Source organism: Enterobacter chengduensis, from assembly GCF_001984825.2.
In the GTDB taxonomy this organism is placed as follows: domain Bacteria; phylum Pseudomonadota; class Gammaproteobacteria; order Enterobacterales; family Enterobacteriaceae; genus Enterobacter; species Enterobacter chengduensis.
Map to the genome: position 1 here is coordinate 1,399,364 of NZ_CP043318.1, position 16,191 is coordinate 1,415,554.

At 60.0% G+C, this 16,191-nt stretch carries 15 protein-coding genes; 2 read left to right on the forward strand and 13 right to left on the reverse strand.

The features are described from left to right. Positions 1-36 precede the first annotated feature (36 nt). The 5 genes from FY206_RS06925 to FY206_RS06945 form a co-directional block, all read right to left on the reverse strand. On the reverse strand, positions 37-741 hold the full coding sequence (locus tag FY206_RS06925) for an ABC transporter ATP-binding protein (protein WP_077064099.1): 705 nt from the start codon (positions 739-741) through the stop codon (positions 37-39). Next, complete coding sequence (locus FY206_RS06930; protein ID WP_032638695.1) at positions 728-1,564, reverse strand: ABC transporter ATP-binding protein; 837 nt, start codon at positions 1,562-1,564, stop codon at positions 728-730. Before FY206_RS06930 ends, FY206_RS06925 begins: the two co-directional genes overlap by 14 nt. Next, on the reverse strand, positions 1,557-2,390 hold the full coding sequence (locus FY206_RS06935) for an ABC transporter permease (protein WP_032638696.1): 834 nt from the start codon (positions 2,388-2,390) through the stop codon (positions 1,557-1,559). The genes FY206_RS06930 and FY206_RS06935 overlap by 8 nt, the downstream gene beginning before the upstream one ends. Beyond that, positions 2,390-3,403, reverse strand: coding sequence for an ABC transporter permease (locus tag FY206_RS06940; protein ID WP_032638699.1), 1,014 nt, complete (start codon positions 3,401-3,403; stop codon positions 2,390-2,392). The genes FY206_RS06935 and FY206_RS06940 overlap by 1 nt, the downstream gene beginning before the upstream one ends. Before the next feature lie 65 nt (positions 3,404-3,468). Beyond that, positions 3,469-5,037, reverse strand: coding sequence for an ABC transporter substrate-binding protein (locus FY206_RS06945; protein WP_032638702.1), 1,569 nt, complete (start codon positions 5,035-5,037; stop codon positions 3,469-3,471). Between the two features lie 201 nt (positions 5,038-5,238). On the opposite strand from FY206_RS06945, the gene FY206_RS06950 reads away from it, so the two are divergent. Then, on the forward strand, positions 5,239-5,937 hold the full coding sequence (locus FY206_RS06950) for a GNAT family N-acetyltransferase (RefSeq protein WP_032638704.1): 699 nt from the start codon (positions 5,239-5,241) through the stop codon (positions 5,935-5,937). Between the two features lie 33 nt (positions 5,938-5,970). Here the strand turns inward: FY206_RS06950 and FY206_RS06955 are convergent, their stop codons facing one another. The 8 genes from FY206_RS06955 to betI form a co-directional block, all read right to left on the reverse strand. Beyond that, positions 5,971-7,665, reverse strand: coding sequence for a thiamine pyrophosphate-binding protein (locus FY206_RS06955; RefSeq protein WP_032638707.1), 1,695 nt, complete (start codon positions 7,663-7,665; stop codon positions 5,971-5,973). Positions 7,666-7,698: 33 nt separating this feature from the next. Next, the gene (locus FY206_RS06960) at positions 7,699-7,959 is read right to left on the reverse strand and encodes an SDR family NAD(P)-dependent oxidoreductase (RefSeq protein WP_032638709.1); all 261 of its coding nucleotides are present in this window, start codon (positions 7,957-7,959) and stop codon (positions 7,699-7,701) included. Between the two features lie 275 nt (positions 7,960-8,234). Continuing rightward, positions 8,235-8,882 carry an anti-sigma factor gene (locus tag FY206_RS06965; RefSeq protein ID WP_032638712.1) on the reverse strand — a complete coding sequence of 216 codons (648 nt, stop codon included), beginning with the start codon at positions 8,880-8,882 and terminating at the stop codon, positions 8,235-8,237. Then, positions 8,879-9,433: an RNA polymerase sigma factor gene (locus tag FY206_RS06970; protein ID WP_023334832.1), complete on the reverse strand. Its 555-nt coding sequence runs from the start codon at positions 9,431-9,433 to the stop codon at positions 8,879-8,881. Before FY206_RS06970 ends, FY206_RS06965 begins: the two co-directional genes overlap by 4 nt. Before the next feature lie 43 nt (positions 9,434-9,476). Further along, positions 9,477-10,040, reverse strand: coding sequence for a fasciclin domain-containing protein (locus FY206_RS06975; RefSeq protein WP_023334833.1), 564 nt, complete (start codon positions 10,038-10,040; stop codon positions 9,477-9,479). Positions 10,041-10,183: 143 nt separating this feature from the next. Then, positions 10,184-11,848, reverse strand: coding sequence for a choline dehydrogenase (gene betA / locus FY206_RS06980; protein ID WP_032638714.1), 1,665 nt, complete (start codon positions 11,846-11,848; stop codon positions 10,184-10,186). A gap of 13 nt (positions 11,849-11,861) precedes the next feature. Further along, positions 11,862-13,334: a betaine-aldehyde dehydrogenase gene (gene betB / locus FY206_RS06985; RefSeq protein WP_032638716.1), complete on the reverse strand. Its 1,473-nt coding sequence runs from the start codon at positions 13,332-13,334 to the stop codon at positions 11,862-11,864. A gap of 13 nt (positions 13,335-13,347) precedes the next feature. Beyond that, on the reverse strand, positions 13,348-13,935 hold the full coding sequence (gene betI, locus FY206_RS06990) for a transcriptional regulator BetI (protein WP_032638719.1): 588 nt from the start codon (positions 13,933-13,935) through the stop codon (positions 13,348-13,350). A 128-nt stretch (positions 13,936-14,063) separates the two neighbouring features. Between betI and betT the strand changes: the two genes are divergently transcribed. Further along, positions 14,064-16,097, forward strand: coding sequence for a choline BCCT transporter BetT (gene betT / locus FY206_RS06995; RefSeq protein ID WP_032638721.1), 2,034 nt, complete (start codon positions 14,064-14,066; stop codon positions 16,095-16,097). Positions 16,098-16,191: the final 94 nt, after the last annotated feature.

A 16,191-nucleotide genomic window follows, 5' to 3' on the forward strand; every position in this document is an offset into this window, starting at 1 on the left:
CCTACGAAATCCGCGCGGCACACGCCGCCGCACGGTTTACCCCATCCTGTGCTCGCCCCGCAACATCGCCTCACGATCGAACACCTTCTGGATCTCCCCGTGCGCCATAAACGCCGCCCGGTCGGACATATGGGCAATCACGTCCGCATCGTGGCTCACCAGCAGGTAGGTCATCTCGTGCTCGGTTTTAAGACGCGTCAGCAGGTTCAGAATTTCAGCCTGTACGGACATATCCAGCGCCGAGGTGGGTTCATCCAGCAGCAGAAGACGCGGGCGCAGCAGCAGCGCCCGGGCAATGGCCACGCGCTGGCGCTGGCCGCCGGAAAGCTGGTGCGGGTAGCGCCTGCCCGCGTCGGCGGAAAGCCCCACCTGGTGCAGCGCATCCGCCACTTTTTCAGCAACCTGCGTTTCGCCGTGAATCTTTAACGGCTCCGACAGCGTGCGCGCAACGGTGTGGTTCGGATGCAGCGACGCCCACGGATCCTGAAACACCATCTGCAGGTTGCGGCGCAGCGAGCCGTGAAAACGTTGCCCGGGCGTTAACGTCTCTCCCAGCAGCGTCATGTTCCCGCGCCACTCGCGCTGCAGCCCCGCCAGCACGCGCAAAAGGGTCGATTTGCCGCAGCCGGATTCACCGATCAGGCTGAAGGTTTCGCCTTTCTCAATGGCAAAGCTGGCGGCTGAGACCGCCGTTTTTTCCCCGAAGGTGACCTGAACCCGGTTAACCTCAACGAGCGCCATCGTTGGCCTCCTTCCACGGCTGCGAACGGTCGAGCGTCGGCAGCATCTGCCCATAGGTACTGGCGTCTGGACGGCAGGTCCACAGGGTGCGCGTATACGGATGCGTTGCCTGCGGGAGCTGACGTGCGGCCATCTCGTCAACTTTCTCACCCTGATACATCACCAGCACGCGGTCGCAGTGTGCCGCCACCAGCGGCAGATCGTGGCTGATTAACAGCATCGCCATCTGGCGTTCTTCGCACTGCTGCACCAGCAGTTCGAGGATCTGGTTGCGCAGGCGGGCGTCCAGCGCGGAGGTCGGTTCGTCAGCAATCAGCACCTGCGGGTTGTTGACGAGCGCCATCGCGATCATCACCCGCTGGCCCATGCCCCCGGAAAGTTCGCCGGGATAACGCTGGAGGACGTGCTCGCTCAGCCCGACGGCGCGAATGACGTCATGAACGCGTGCCAGGCGTTCCGCGCGGGGCAGGCGCTGATGCAGGGTCAGCGCCTCATCAAGCTGGGAGGCGACGTTTTTCGCCGGATTCAGCGCGTAGCGCGGGTCCTGCAGGACCATCGCAATGCCGTTGCCGCGCAGCGCCTGCCAGCGGCGGGCGTTCAGGGTCAGCAGGTCGTGGCCGAGCACGTGAAGCCGGTTCGCGCTCACGACGCCGGGTTTACGCACCAGCCCCATCAGGGCGCGGGCGGACATCGACTTGCCCGAGCCGGATTCCCCGACCAGCGCCAGCCGCTCGTTGCCAAGCGTAAAGCTCAGGTTGTTGACCACGCGCGCGGCGGGGTAGTCGATATTCAGCGCATCGACGATAACGCGTTGTTCAGTCATGATGTGGCTCCAGTACGTCGCGCAGGCCATCGCCCAGCAGGTTAAAGGCCAGGCTGGCAAACAGAATGGCTCCGCCCGGAACGGCGGCAATCCACCACTGGTCGAAAATGACCTGCATGCCGTCGGCGATCATCGCCCCCCATTCGGCCATTGGCGGACGCGCGCCAAGGCCGAGGAAGCCGAGACCGGCGGCGGCCAGAATAATGCCCGCCAGATCCAGCGCCAGCCGCACAATCGCGGAGGGCAGGCACAGGGGCAGAATATGGCCGACCAGCAGGCGCAGGCCGCGAATGCCCATCATCTCGGCAGCCGCCAGATAATCGCTGTGGCGCAGACGCTGGATTTCGCTCCGCGCCTGCCGCGCGTAGGCGGGCCAGGTGGTTAAGGCCAGCGCCAGCGCGCCGTTGACCAGCCCCGGGCCGAGCATCGCCACAAACGCGAAGGCGAGGATCAGGCGCGGCATCGACATCACCACGTCGGTAAAGCGCATCAGGATGCGCTCCATCCAGCCGCCGTAGTAGCCGGACAAAATCCCCACCAGCAGCCCGGCGGGCAGGGTAATTACGGTGACTAAGGCCACCAGCCCGAGCGCCGGGCGGGTGCCGTAAATCAGGCGCGAGAGCAGATCCCGCCCGTAGCTGTCGGTGCCCAGCCAGTGCTGGATATTGGGTGCCTGTAAGCGCGCGGCGGCGTCCTGCCAGTTCGGGTCAAGCGGCGCGAGCCACGGTGCGAACAGGGCGATAACCACCAGTAGCGCGATGGCCACCAGCCCGCACAGCGCGGCGGGGGAGCGGCGCAGGCGGCGTAAGAAAAGATAAAACGGCATTAGCGCACCCTGGGATCGGTCGCCCGCACGAGCAGGTCGGTAAGGTTATTGATCAGCACAAAGCAGACGCCAATCAGCAGCGTGCCGCCCATCACGGCGGTGGTGTCGCCGGCGAACAGGGCGGTGGTGAGGTAGCGCCCGATCCCCGACCAGGAAAAGACGGTTTCCGTTAACACTGCGCCCTCCAGCATGCTGGTGTAGGCGAGGGCGATCACCGTCAGCAGGGTGCCGCGAATGTTCGGCAGCACGTGGCGCAGCAGGATAGCCATCTCCCCGGCCCCCTTGGCGCGAGCGAGCAGGATGTACTCTTTGTTCATTTCGCTCAGGCAGGCGGATCGCGTCAGCCGCGTGATGCTCGCCAGCGAGTAATAGGCCAGCAGCAGCACCGGCAGCACCAGGTGGCTGACGGCGTTGCGAAACGCCTCGCGATCGCCGGAAAGCCAGGTATCCACCAGCGCAAAGCCGGTGCGCGGTTCGACGGTGAACTGCCAGATATCGTCCAGCCTGCCGGGGCCCGCGCTCCACTGCAGCTTCGCGTAGAACAGGGCCAGCATCAGCAGGCCGAGCCAGAAGATCGGCACCGAGTTGCCGAGCAGGGTGAGCGTTCTGATCGCTAAATCGAGCGGCGAACCGGCGAAGCGGGCGCACAGCAGCCCGGCAATCACGCCGAGCACGGCGCCGACGATCAAGGCCAGGGTTGCCAGCTCCAGCGTGGCGGGAAACGCGTGCAGCAGGTCCTGCAGCACCGGCTGCCCGGTGGCGCTGGCCGTACCGAGATCGCCATGGGCAAGATTTTGCAGGTAGTGCCAGAACTGCACGGGCAGGGGACGATCCAGCCCAAGCTGGTGGCGTACCTGATCGTACGTGGACTGGCTGGCATGATCGCCGACGATCTGCAGCACGCGATCGACCGGTGAAAACGCCGAAAGCGCAAACGTGACGAGCAGCAGCCCGAAAAGCGTGAGCAGCAGGGTCAGGAGACCCTGCAGCACGCGGGTGGAAAGATGTGGCATGGGAAAACCGTTATCCAGAAAATATGCACGGACGGCTCCCTCTCCCACAGGGAGAGGGGGAAAAGCTACTTCGTAACGCGATCGTACCAGACCATATCCGCGTTCAGCCCCTGCTGATACCCCTTCACGTTATCGCGCACCACGATCTGGGTTTTGCCCTGATCGACGAACACGTACGGCGAACTCTGCTGCAGCTGTTCCTGCATTTGCTTGTAGAGATTCAGTCGCTTCGCCGGATCCGGCTCGGCAACCGCCGCCAGCGTGGCCTTGTTCAGCTCCGGGATTTTCCAGCCGTTCAGACCGGCCACGGTGCTGGATTTACCGTCGTTCCACGCGAAGGCGCTGGCGTTAGAGTGCGCATCAAAGTAGTCCGGGATCCACAGCCGAATCGCCGCCTGATGCTGCTTAGCGCGCACGCGGGCATAAACCTGGCTCCCGGCGGCAGGCAGCAGATCCACCTTCACGCCGCCCTGAGCAAAGCTCGCCTGCATCGACTGGGCAATGGTGATAAACGGCGGCTTGTTCTCCACGTCCAGCGTGAAGTGCGCGTCCTTAATGCCCGCTTTGGCGAGAATAGCTTTCGCTTTTGCCGGGTCAAACTTAAATGGATTGTCTTCCAGCGCGCCCGGCAGCCCGACCGGCAGGAAGCTCTGATGAACAAAATACTGGCCTTTCAGCAGATTTTTAGTGATGCCGTCGTAATCGACCAGCCAGCGCGAGGCTTCCCAGAACGCCGGGTTGTTCAGCAGCGGGTTGGCGCTGTTGCCGGTGTTAAACACCAGGTAATTTTGCTCGGCGGACGGAATGCTCAGCACCTTCACGCCCGGCTTGCCGTCCAGGGCGCTGATCTGATCTGCACCCAGATCGCGCGCCACGTCCGCATCACCCTGCTGGATCAGCAGGCGGCGCGATGCCGGATCGGGGACGTTTTTAATGATGATGCTTTTCAGCTTCGGCGCGCCGCCGGGGGCTGACTCGTTGGCTTCCAGCACGATGGCCTGATGCGGCTGATAGACGCGCATTTTGAACGCGCCGCTGCCCGCCGAGTGCATTTTCAGCCAGGCGTTGCCGAAGTCGTTATCCTTCACGTTTGCCGCGACCTGTTTTTCATCGACGATGGAGGCAATCGGCGTGGAGAGAATATTCAGCGCCACCGACGGGCTAACGTCCGCCGTCCAGTGCAGCTGGAGAGTATGGTCATCCACTTTTTTCAGCTGGCTGGCGATGTTGCTCGCGTCCCAGCCCAGCACGTTGAGGATGAACGCCGGGGATTTATTCAGCGTCACGGCGCGGGTATACGAGAAGATCGCGTCTTCCGGGCGCAGCGGGTTGCCGGAGGCGAATTTCGCATCGGGCTTAAGCTTGATGGTCAGGGTTTTTGCTGCCGCGTCCGCTTCCCAGCTTTCTGCCAGAATCGGGGTGATTTTTTCCGGATTATCGCGGTCCGGCTGTACCAGGCGCTGATACAGGCTCGGCACGGTCTGGATGCTGGAAAGCTCGTTGGCTTCCGCCGGGTCGAGGCTTACGATGTCATCAAGCCCCTGAGCAACCACCAGCGTGTTGGGCGGAGTAGCGGCGTGGGCTGCGCCTGAGAGCGCGGCCAGCACCAGTAACGGCAACAGTTTTTTCGTCATAGCGATCCCTGAGAAGAATATATTGTGATTGTTTTATGCTTCGCTACGTTAGGTCGACTCTGACGTTCCGCAAAGTCGAAATTCAGCTTTGCTTATGCCTTCCTGGAATATCGCATGCGCTCGGGCTATTAGAATGCGCGGCTTTTCGCCCGCTTTTTAACCTGCTATAACAAATGCCTTACCTTTCAGGGAGTCACCGCCGTGCCCGAAATCAATCAACATGGTCAAACCGTTAACGACATCGTTCCCGACTGGAAAGGCGCGCGCGTATTAACCCGAACGCCGCTGTTCGGCCAGTATTGTCGCCTGGAGCCGCTGAATGCCGACCGTCACGCGGCCGATCTCTATGAGGCCTATGCGCTGGGCGACGACAGCGACTGGACATGGCTTGCCAGCACGCAGCCCTCGAGCGTGGAAGCCACCGCGCACTGGATAATGGCGAAGGTCATGGACGATGAGCTGGTGCCGTTTGCCGTCATTGATTTATGCACCGAACGCGCGGTGGGGCTGGTGAGCTATATGGCGAACGAGCGGCTGCTGGGGTCGGTGGAGATCGGGCACGTGACCTGGTCACGCAGGATGAAAGGATCCCGCCTCGGTACCGAAGCGGTGTGGCTGCTGCTGAAAAATGCCTTCGAGCACGGCTATCGGCGCCTCGAGTGGAAGTGCGATTCCATGAACATTGCGTCACGCAGCGCGGCGGAGCGGCTGGGGTTTGTCTGGGAAGGGCGCCTGCGCCAGAAGCTGGTGCGTAAAGGACGAAATCGCGATAGCGATATGCTCTCTATTATTGACGGCGAATGGCCGCAAAGGGACGCGGAGCTGCGCGCCTGGCTGGCGACGGAGAATTTTGACGACGAAGGGCGGCAGATAAAGCGGCTTGAGGCGTTTCGGTTATAAGTCTTTTATGTAGGGTACAGCTGGAACGGATAATTAATCTGCGGAAATGGCGATTTCAATCAGGTTGGTTTCTCCGGACTGGACGCCCTTTGTCACCGCTGCGGCGATATCTGCGGCATCGGTCACCCGGCAGCAGTGGACGCCCATGGCGGTGGCAAGAGACTGAAAATCGATATGCGGGTTCACCAGGTCCATCCCGATAAAACGCCCGAGCTGCGTTGAGCTGTAGCCAGCCTGGCTCTTCATAAAGTTTTTCAGAATGTTGTACTCCCGGTTGTTCATGACGATAAAGGTGACCGGCAGGTTTTCATGCGCCGCCGTCCAGAGTGCCTGTGGGGAATACAGGGAGGCACCGTCGCCCAGCAGGCAGACCACCGGCTCGCGGCCCAGCCCCAGCGAATGACCCACTGCCGCAGGCATACCCCAGCCAAGTCCGCCGCCGCGCATGAAGAAGTAGCGCTGATGTTGCTGGTCGGAGATAAACCGACGGATGTGTCGCGCTGTGGCAATGGCTTCATCGACGATGGTGGTGCCTGGTGGAACGGCTTTAATGACTTCATATGCCGCCACCATCGGTGAGATCGCGGGGCGTAGCCGCTCGGTCGACAGGCGTTCTTCCTGCTGCTGCCACTCTTTTTCACGTTCGCTGCGCGCGGTTTTCAGCAACTGCTGATGAATCAACTTGCCTGCCACCTGGCGCTGCTCAAGCATCGGTAAAAGCGCCTGCAGTGAAAGTTTGATATCCCCCATCACCGAGAGGCGCGTGGCATAGGTGCGACCCAGCTCGTTCATATCGGCGGAGAGCTGATAGACTGCGCATGAACCCGGAATCGCGTCCCCTTCGCTGTATAAAATGGTGATCAGGCTTCTGCCGCCGATGATAAAAATGGCGTCATAGGCATTGACGATGCTGGCGATTTCACTGGCGGTGGTGGGCATATTGCCGCGCCAGAGGGCATGCTGCGTGGGGAAGGGTAAATTCAGTGGCCAGGAAGAACCGTAGACATGAGCGCCGAGGTTTTCCGCCAGCTGGACAATCTCGGACGTCGAGCCGCTGGAGTGCACTTCATCTCCGGCCACGACCATGATCCTGCCGGAGGCGACCTGGCTCAACTCTTCTGCCAGCTCGTCCAGCGAGCCCGCAACGGTGTGATAATTCACTTTGGAGGCCGTTTGTATCCCGGCGTCGCTGAGTTCTTCCATTACGTTCATTGGCAATGAGAGCAAGACGGGACCCGCCGGAGGATAGCTGGCGGCGTGAAACGCGCGGCGCACCAGCACCGGGAGCTGGTCGGCGCTGGTCACCTCCTGCGCCCATTTCATCACCGGGGAACCAATGGAAACAATGTCATCATACAGAAGCGGGTCGCGAACGTAGTGGCGCGTATCCTGCTGTCCGACGGTGACCACCAGCGGGGTTTTCATGATCCGCGAATTAATAAGATTCCCCATGCCGTGCCCCAGTCCGCTGGCGGTATGCAGGTTGATAAAGCCCGTTTTGCCGGAGGCTTTCGCATAGCCGTCGGCAATGGCGACCACGCTACTCTCCTGGAGTGCCAGAATATAGTGAATATTTTCATGGCGAAGCAGGGCATCAATGAGCGGCAGTTCGGTCGTGCCTGGGTTGCCAAATATATATTCCACGCCTTCACTCTCCAGCACTTCAAGGAGAATATCGGCACCGGTTCGCATATTAAGATCTGATAAGGACGTTAATGATTTAATCATAATGACACCTCATTCAGTATTATTTAATGCAGGCTAAAATTCTTCCTGCGTCGGACGAACAACAATTTCATTAATATCAACATTGCCAGGCTGTTCGATGGCAAATAAAACGGAACGGGCAATCGCCTGCCCGCCCTGCTGAATGATTTGATCCACCAGGGCGTTAATTCTGTCCAGGCGGCGCGCCACCAGGACCAGCGAAAACGGTTTATTGGCTAAATGAAGGGCAATGGCCTGACCGATACCGCTGCTGGCACCGGTGATAACAACAACTTTGTTTCCACTATTATTCATGATCTTATCTCACTGTTGTATGATTCAAAATAAATAAAAAGAAGGGCAAGGTTTAAGAATGATGAAGAATTCTTAAACGCTCGTTTTTGATATATTCTGTATCTGGGGTGAAATAATGCTCAATTAAAACTTAATGGAGTGCGGAAGAGAATGTCAATGACGTTTTTTAATAATTAAATTAATTGCAAGCCTAATATTTAATTCTTATATGTAACAATCATATGATCAGAATGAAATTGCATGACCCCCGCGGCCCTGCGAATAAGGCTCGAGGATTATATTTTTCCACTGTAAAGTACGGGGCCGGTGGGGAGGCCTGTGGGCGATCCCCCCTCGGGTTCAAGGCTTATGGCTATCATCGCGTCAGGGGTAAGGGTGTTGTTCCTGATGGCAACACGGGTCGGAACGTCGCTATGCACCAGACCCAGGGATATCGGGGCCTTCCCGGCAGGGATCAGCCAAAGTTGCAGGCTATTTTGCGCCGCAATAGCGTTCGGTCTAAGGGGGGTAATGCTCAGATACTGGCGGCTGTTGTCCGCACTGACGATCCATTGCCCGTGCTGTTGGGCATCGTTGAGTACCATCAGCGGTGCGAGTTCCGGCGTGCGGGTGGAATACCAGGTCACGACGGTAACGGCGGCGAGGCTGGCCGCGACCATCCAGCCGAGATAAGACCGGCTTTGGCGCAAAGGCTTTTTCGGCGGCAGATCGAGCGCGATCCTTTTCCACACCGTCTCGGGTGGATGAACGGGCGCAAGGTGGCTATCGAGCGTGCTCAACATTTCCTGCCAGTGCGCCACGCGGGCGGCCAGATCTGGCTCAGCGGCAAGCCTTTTCTGGAAGTGAATCCGCGCCCCGCCGCGCAGGGTGCCGAGGGCATATTCTGCAGCCAGCATGTCGTCGCGTTTTTCGCTGTCATTCATAGGCCCACGCACTCCCGAAGATGATCCATCGCGCGGCGGATCCAGCTTTTCACCGAGCCCACGGGCTGCTGGAGCCAGTCGGCAATGTCGCTGTGGGACATGCCCTGATAGTAGGCGAGCGTAATGCTCTGACGCTGTTCGTGGCTCAGATGTTCCAGACAATGCCTGAGCCGTGCTGCCTGCGCGTCATCATGCCAGTTGTTCTGCTCATTGTTTTCGCTCAGCAGAATATCTTCCGAATACGACTCTTCACGGGCGGCAGCGCGGGTTTGCCCGCTGCGCAGCCAGTCAATACAGCGGTTGCGAACAATATGCGTAAGCCAGGTCATCGGAGAGCTCAGGGCGGCGTCATAGGTTTCGGCTTTACTCCAGACGGTGACAAAACAGTCGTGAAGGATCTCCTCTGCCCAGGCGCGGTGACGTAGCATGCGCAGCGCGACGGCAAACAGATGCGGTGAAGTGAGTCGGTAAAGTTGTTCAAATGCGCGGCGATCGCCGTTTGCGACCGCCTGCATTAATTTCAACTGCTGTTCAGCCAGCGCGTTATCCATGTTTTTCCCGGAAGGCAACGTCACACTTCCGAAGTATAGACAACTACTTAGGCATCAGGACGGTATCAATGACATCGATCACGCCATTTTTCTGATGGACGTCATAGGTGCTGATATTCGCCACGTTACCTTTACCATCCTTGAGCTGAATATTGTGCGGGCCGTTGCTCATGATCCACAGAGGTTGACCGTTAACGGTTTTCAGCTCCGCGTGGCCGCCGCCCTGTTTAATTTTCTGCTCCAGCGCTTTCATATCGTAATTACCCGCCACCACGTGATAGGTCAGGATGCTGGTGAGCAGCGCTTTATTTTCTGGCTTCACCAGATTGTCGACCGTACCCGCAGGCAATTTCGCAAATGCCGCATCGGTTGGCGCAAAGACGGTGAAGGGCCCTTTGCTCTGCAGCGTATCCACCAGTCCGGCCGCTTTCACCGCCGCCACCAGCGTGGTGTGATCCTTTGAGTTCACGGCGTTTTCAACAATATTTTTGCTCGGGAACATTTCCGCTCCGCCCACCATCACGGAGCCTGACGTCATGGCCGCTGATGCGCCTGCACAGAAGAGCAAAGCGCTGGATACGAATGCAACACTGAGTAGCTTTTTCATCATTTATCCTCGGATTAAGGAGCAAAGGCGTTGCTCACATACTCACATACGAGGGCAAGGGGGAAACTGGATGCAGGCAAATGAAAATAAATTTTTGGCGGGAAAGTGAATTCCCTCTCCCCGGCGGGGAGAGGGGAAACGGCTTAGCGTCGAACCGGCGCGCCGTTCGCCACGTAATACGCCGCCGTGCTTTTCGCCAGCGGCTCGCGCCCGCGAATCGCATCGGCAATCTTCTCGCCAATCATGATGGTGGTGGCGTTCAGGTTGCCGGTAATAATCTGCGGCATAATCGACGCGTCCACCACGCGCAGCCCTTCCAGCCCGTGAACGCGGCCTTCGCCGTCGACAACCGCCATCTCGTCATAGCCCATCTTGCAGGTGCCGCACGGGTGGAACGCGGTTTCGGCGTGGTTACGCACGAACTCGTCCAGCTGCTCGTCGGTCTGGCATTCGACGCCCGGGCTGATCTCGCGACCGCGGTATTTGTCCAGCGCGGGCTGGTGCATGATCTCGCGGGTGATGCGAATCGCGTCGCGGAACTCCTGCCAGTCCTGCTCGTGCGACATGTAGTTAAACAGGATCGCCGGATGCTGGTGCGGATCGCGGGACTTGATGCGCACGTGGCCGCGGCTCGGCGAGCGCATGGAGCCCACGTGGCACTGGAAGCCGTGCTCTTTCACCGCGTTCGAGCCGTTGTAGTTAATCGCCACCGGCAGGAAGTGGTACTGAATGTTCGGCCATTCGAACTCTTCGCGGCTGCGGATAAACCCGCCCGCTTCAAAGTGGTTGCTCGCGCCCACCCCGGTGCCGCCAAACAGCCACTCGGCGCCAATCTTCGGCTGGTTCCACCACTGCAGGGCAGGGTAGAGGGAGACCGGCTCCTTGCACTCGTACTGGAGGTACATCTCCAGGTGATCCTGCAGGTTTTCGCCCACGCCGGGCAGGTCGTGCACCAGCGGGATATCGAACTGCTTCAGCAGCTCGGCGTTGCCCACGCCGGAGCGCTGGAGGATCTGCGGGGAGGCAATGGCCCCGGCGCACAGCAGCACCTCTTTATTCGCCGTCGCTTTTGACGGAATGGTGCTTTCCCCTTCCAGCCACTCGACGCCCACCGCGCGCTTGCCGTCAAAAATAATGTGGTCGGTCATGGCGTGGGTGCGGATGGTCAGGTTCGGGCGTGGCTTTGCCTGGTCCAGATAGCCGCGCGCGGTGCTGGCGCGTCGGCCCTGCGGCGTGACCGTGCGGTCCATCGGGCCGAAGCCTTCCTGCTGATAGCCGTTGAGATCGTCGGTGCGCGGATAGCCCGCCTGCACGCCCGCTTCCACCATCGCCTCAAACAGCGGGTTCACGCCCGGCTTAGAGGTGGTGACGCTCACCGGACCGTCGCCGCCGTGGTAGTCGTTCGGCCCCACGTCGCGCGTCTCGGCCTTGCGGTAGTAGGGCAGGCAGTTGAGGTAGCTCCAGTGCTCCAGGCCATCTTCTTTCGCCCAGTTATCCAGATCCATGGCGTTGCCGCGGATGTAGCACATGCCGTTGATCAGCGACGAACCGCCCAGCCCTTTACCGCGCCCGCACTCCATGCGGCGGTTGTTCATGAACGGCTCTGGCTCGGTTTCGTACGCCCAGTTGTAGCGCTTGCCCTGCAGCGGGAACGCCAGCGCGGCGGGCATCTGGGTGCGGAAGTCAAAGCGGTAATCCGGCCCGCCCGCCTCAAGCAGCAGCACGGTGGTGTTCGGATCTTCGGTCAGTCGGGTTGCCAGCACGTTGCCGGCAGAGCCGGCGCCGATAATGATGTAGTCAAATTGCAAATAAACCTCCCGGTTAAAATATGGACTGGAATTTACCCATCTCAACCTGGATGGACTTCACCTGGGTGTAGCTCTGCAGCGTCATCACGCCGTTCTCGCGGCCAATGCCGGAGTGTTTGTAGCCGCCCACCGGCATCTCTGCGGCGGATTCACCCCAGGTGTTGATCCAGCAGATGCCCGCTTCGAGCTGATGAATGGCGCCGTGGGCGCGGTTCAGATCGGCGGTGACGATCCCCGCCGCCAGCCCGTAGTCGGTGTCGTTGGCGCGGCGAATGGCCTCTTCATCGGTTTCGTAGGTGAGGATGGACATCACCGGGCCGAAGATCTCTTCGCGCACGATGGTCATCTCGTCGGTGCAGTCGGTGAACACGGTCGGGGCCACCCACGCGCCGCTATCAAACCCTTCGCCCTTCAGCACGTCGCCGCCGCACAGCACGCGCGCGCCTTCCTCTTTGCCTTTGGCGATGTAGCACAGCACGCTGTCGCGGTGCGGGAAGCTGACCATCGGCCCGAAGTTTGTTTTCAGATCGAACAGATCGCCCGCGCGGATGCGGCCCACGCGCTCGACGATTTTCTCCTCAAACGCGGCCTTTAATTTCGCGGGCACGAACACGCGGGTGCCGTTGGTGCACACCTGACCGGAGCTGAAGAAGTTGGCCATCATGGCGATGTCCGCCGCCAGATCGAGATCCGCGTCGTCAAAAATAATCAGCGGGGATTTGCCGCCCAGCTCCATCGTCACCTCTTTCAGGGACGAGGCCGCTGAGTTCGCCATCACCTTTTTGCCGCTGGCGACGCCGCCGGTAAAGGAGACCTTCGCGATGCCTGGATGCTCGGTCAGGTACTGGCCGGTCTCCGCGCCCACGCCCGGCAGGACGTTAAACACGCCGTCCGGCAGGCCCGCTTCGGTGTAGATTTCGGCAAGCTTCAGCGCGGTAAGCGGCGTGACTTCGCTCGGCTTGAAGATCATCGCATTGCCCGCCGCCAGCGCCGGGGCAGATTTCCACAGGGCAATCTGGATCGGGTAGTTCCACGCGCCGATACCCGCCACCACGCCCAGCGGCTCGCGGCGGGTGTAGACGAACGAGGTCTCACGCAGGGGGATCTGGCTGCCTTCCAGCGCCGGGATCAGCCCCGCGTAGTATTCCAGCACGTCCGCGCCGGTGACGATATCCACGGTCGAGGTTTCGGAATACGCTTTGCCGGTGTCGAGGGTTTCCAGCTTTGCCAGGTCGTCGTTGCGCTCGCGCAGGATATCCACGGCGCGACGCAGGATGCGCGAGCGCTCCATGGCGGTCATCGCCGCCCAGATTTTTTGCCCGCGCGCTGCGCTTTCTACGGCGCGGTCGACGTCTTCGCGCCCGGCGGCCTGCACGCTCGCCAGGACTTCACCGTTGGCCGGGTTGATGGTCTCGAAGGTGCGACCGCTGGTGGCGGATGTATAACCACCATTGATATAAAGCTGCTGTTCTGCCATTCGGGACATAAATTCTCCTCGGTTATTCGGTCGGTAAATGCTGGCTGATAAAGTGGCTGGTCAGCGATTGCGCCAGGGCCTTATCCAGCGGTTTGCCGCTGAGTGCGGCGCGAAGCCACAGCCCGTCGATCAGCGCCGCCAGCCCGTAGCCCGCCTCCTGGGCCTGCTCGCGCGGCAGCTCCCGGCGGAACTCGTACACCAGGTTCGACAGCAGGCGACGGCTGCTCACCTGCTGCAGACGGTAGAGCATCGGCTGGTGCATGCTGCTTGCCCAGAAGGCCAGCCAGGCCTTCATGGCCGCGCTGCTGACCTGTGTTTCATCAAAGTTGCCGCCAACAATCGCCTGCAGTCGCTGCTCCGCGCTGCCGTTCGGCAGAGCGTGCAGGCGGCTTAATACCGCGTCGCGAAGCTGGCCGGTGATGTCGCGCATGGTCGCTTCCAGCAGACCGTTTTTGTCTTTGAAATAGTGACTGATGATCCCGGTGGAAACGCCCGCCCGACGGGCGATCTGCGCGATCGTCGCGTCATGCATTCCCACTTCATTTATTGCTTCCAGCGTGGCGTTAATAAGCTGCCTGCGCCGGATCGGCTGCATCCCCACTTTGGGCATTGTTGCCACTCCATTCATCAGCGTTGGTTATACATTAAAGCGGTTTTTGATTGGACGTTCAATATAAAATGTGTCTTAATTGTTGCGGATTTGGATTTTAATAGTTACAAAAACAGTGGGGATACTGGATGACAGACCTTTCACAAGACAGAGAAAAAGACAAAATCAACCCGGTCGTTTTTTATACTTCCGCCGGGCTGATTTTGTTGTTTTCCCTGACGACGATCTTCTTTCGTGATTTTTCCGCCGAGTGGATTGGGCGCACCCTGAACTGGGTGTCGAAGACCTTCGGCTGGTACTACCTGCTGGCCGCGACGCTCTATATCGTCTTCGTGGTCTGCATTGCCTGCTCGCGCTTCGGTTCGGTGAAGCTCGGGCCCGAGCAGTCCAAGCCCGAGTTCAGCCTGCTGAGCTGGGCCGCGATGCTGTTTGCCGCGGGCATCGGCATCGACCTGATGTTCTTCTCCGTGGCCGAGCCGGTTACGCAGTATATGCAGCCGCCGGAAGGGGCGGGGCAGACGATGGAGGCCGCGCGCCAGGCGATGGTCTGGACGCTGTTCCACTACGGCCTGACGGGCTGGTCGATGTACGCCCTGATGGGCATGGCGCTCGGATACTTTAGCTATCGTTATAATTTGCCCCTCACCATCCGCTCCGCGCTGTACCCGATCTTCGGTAAAAAAATCAACGGGCCGATTGGCCACAGCGTGGATATCGCGGCGGTGATCGGCACCATCTTCGGCATCGCGACGACGCTCGGTATCGGGGTGGTGCAGCTCAACTACGGGCTGAGCGTGCTGTTTGATATTCCGGATTCGATGGCGGCGAAGGCGGCGCTGATCGCGCTCTCCGTGATTATCGCCACCATTTCGGTGACGTCGGGCGTCGATAAGGGCATCCGCGTGCTCTCCGAGCTGAACGTCGCGCTGGCGCTGGGCCTGATCCTGTTCGTGCTGTTTATGGGCGACACCTCGTTCCTGCTCAACGCCTTAGTGCTCAACGTGGGCGACTACGTTAACCGCTTTATGGGCATGACGCTAAACAGCTTCGCCTTCGACCGCCCGGTGGAGTGGATGAACAACTGGACGCTGTTCTTCTGGGCGTGGTGGGTGGCGTGGTCGCCGTTTGTCGGCCTGTTCCTGGCGCGTATTTCGCGTGGCCGCACCATCCGCCAGTTCGTGATGGGCACGCTGATCATCCCGTTCACCTTCACCCTGCTGTGGCTCTCGGTGTTCGGCAACAGCGCGCTGCACGAGATCATCCACGGCAATGCGGGGTTTGCCCAGGAAGCGATGGCGCACCCGGAGCGCGGCTTCTACAGCCTGCTGGCGCAGTACCCGGCGTTCACCTTTAGCGCCTCCGTGGCGACCATTACCGGCCTGCTGTTTTACGTCACCTCGGCGGACTCCGGCGCGCTGGTGCTGGGCAACTTCACCTCGAAGCTGAAGGACATCAACAGCGATGCGCCGAACTGGCTGCGCATCTTCTGGTCCGTGGCGATTGGCCTGCTGACGCTCGGTATGCTGATGACCAACGGTATCTCTGCGCTGCAGAACACCACCGTGATCATGGGCCTGCCGTTCAGCTTCGTGATCTTCTTCGTGATGGCCGGGCTGTATAAATCGCTCAAGGTGGAAGACTACCGTCGCGTCAGCGCCAGCCGTGATACCGCGCCGCGTCCGATGGGCGCGCAGGACAGGCTGAGCTGGAAAAAGCGCCTGTCGCGCCTGATGAACTATCCCGGCACGCGCTACACCAAACAGATGATGGAGACGGTCTGCTTCCCGGCGATGGAGGAAGTCGCACAGGAGTTGCGCCTGCGGGGTGCCTACGTGGAGCTGAAAAATCTGCCGCCGGATGAAGGCGAAAACCTGGGGCACCTGGACCTGCTGGTGCACATGGGCGACGAGCAGAACTTTGTCTACCAGATCTGGCCGCAGCAGTATTCCGTTCCCGGGTTTACCTACCGGGCGCGCAGCGGGAAGTCGACCTACTACCGGCTTGAAACCTTCCTGCTGGAAGGGAGCCAGGGGAATGATTTGATGGACTACAGCAAGGAGCAGGTGATTACGGACATTCTGGACCAGTATGAACGCCACCTGAACTTTATCCATCTGCACAGGGAAGCGCCGGGGAATAGCGTGATGTTCCCGGATACCTGATTTCCTTCAAACGTCTTCAGATGATCTACGGGCAAGGTTGTTAGCAAACCTTGCCCTTTTTTTTGCCTGCATGAAGCCGCGACCATTATTGTTA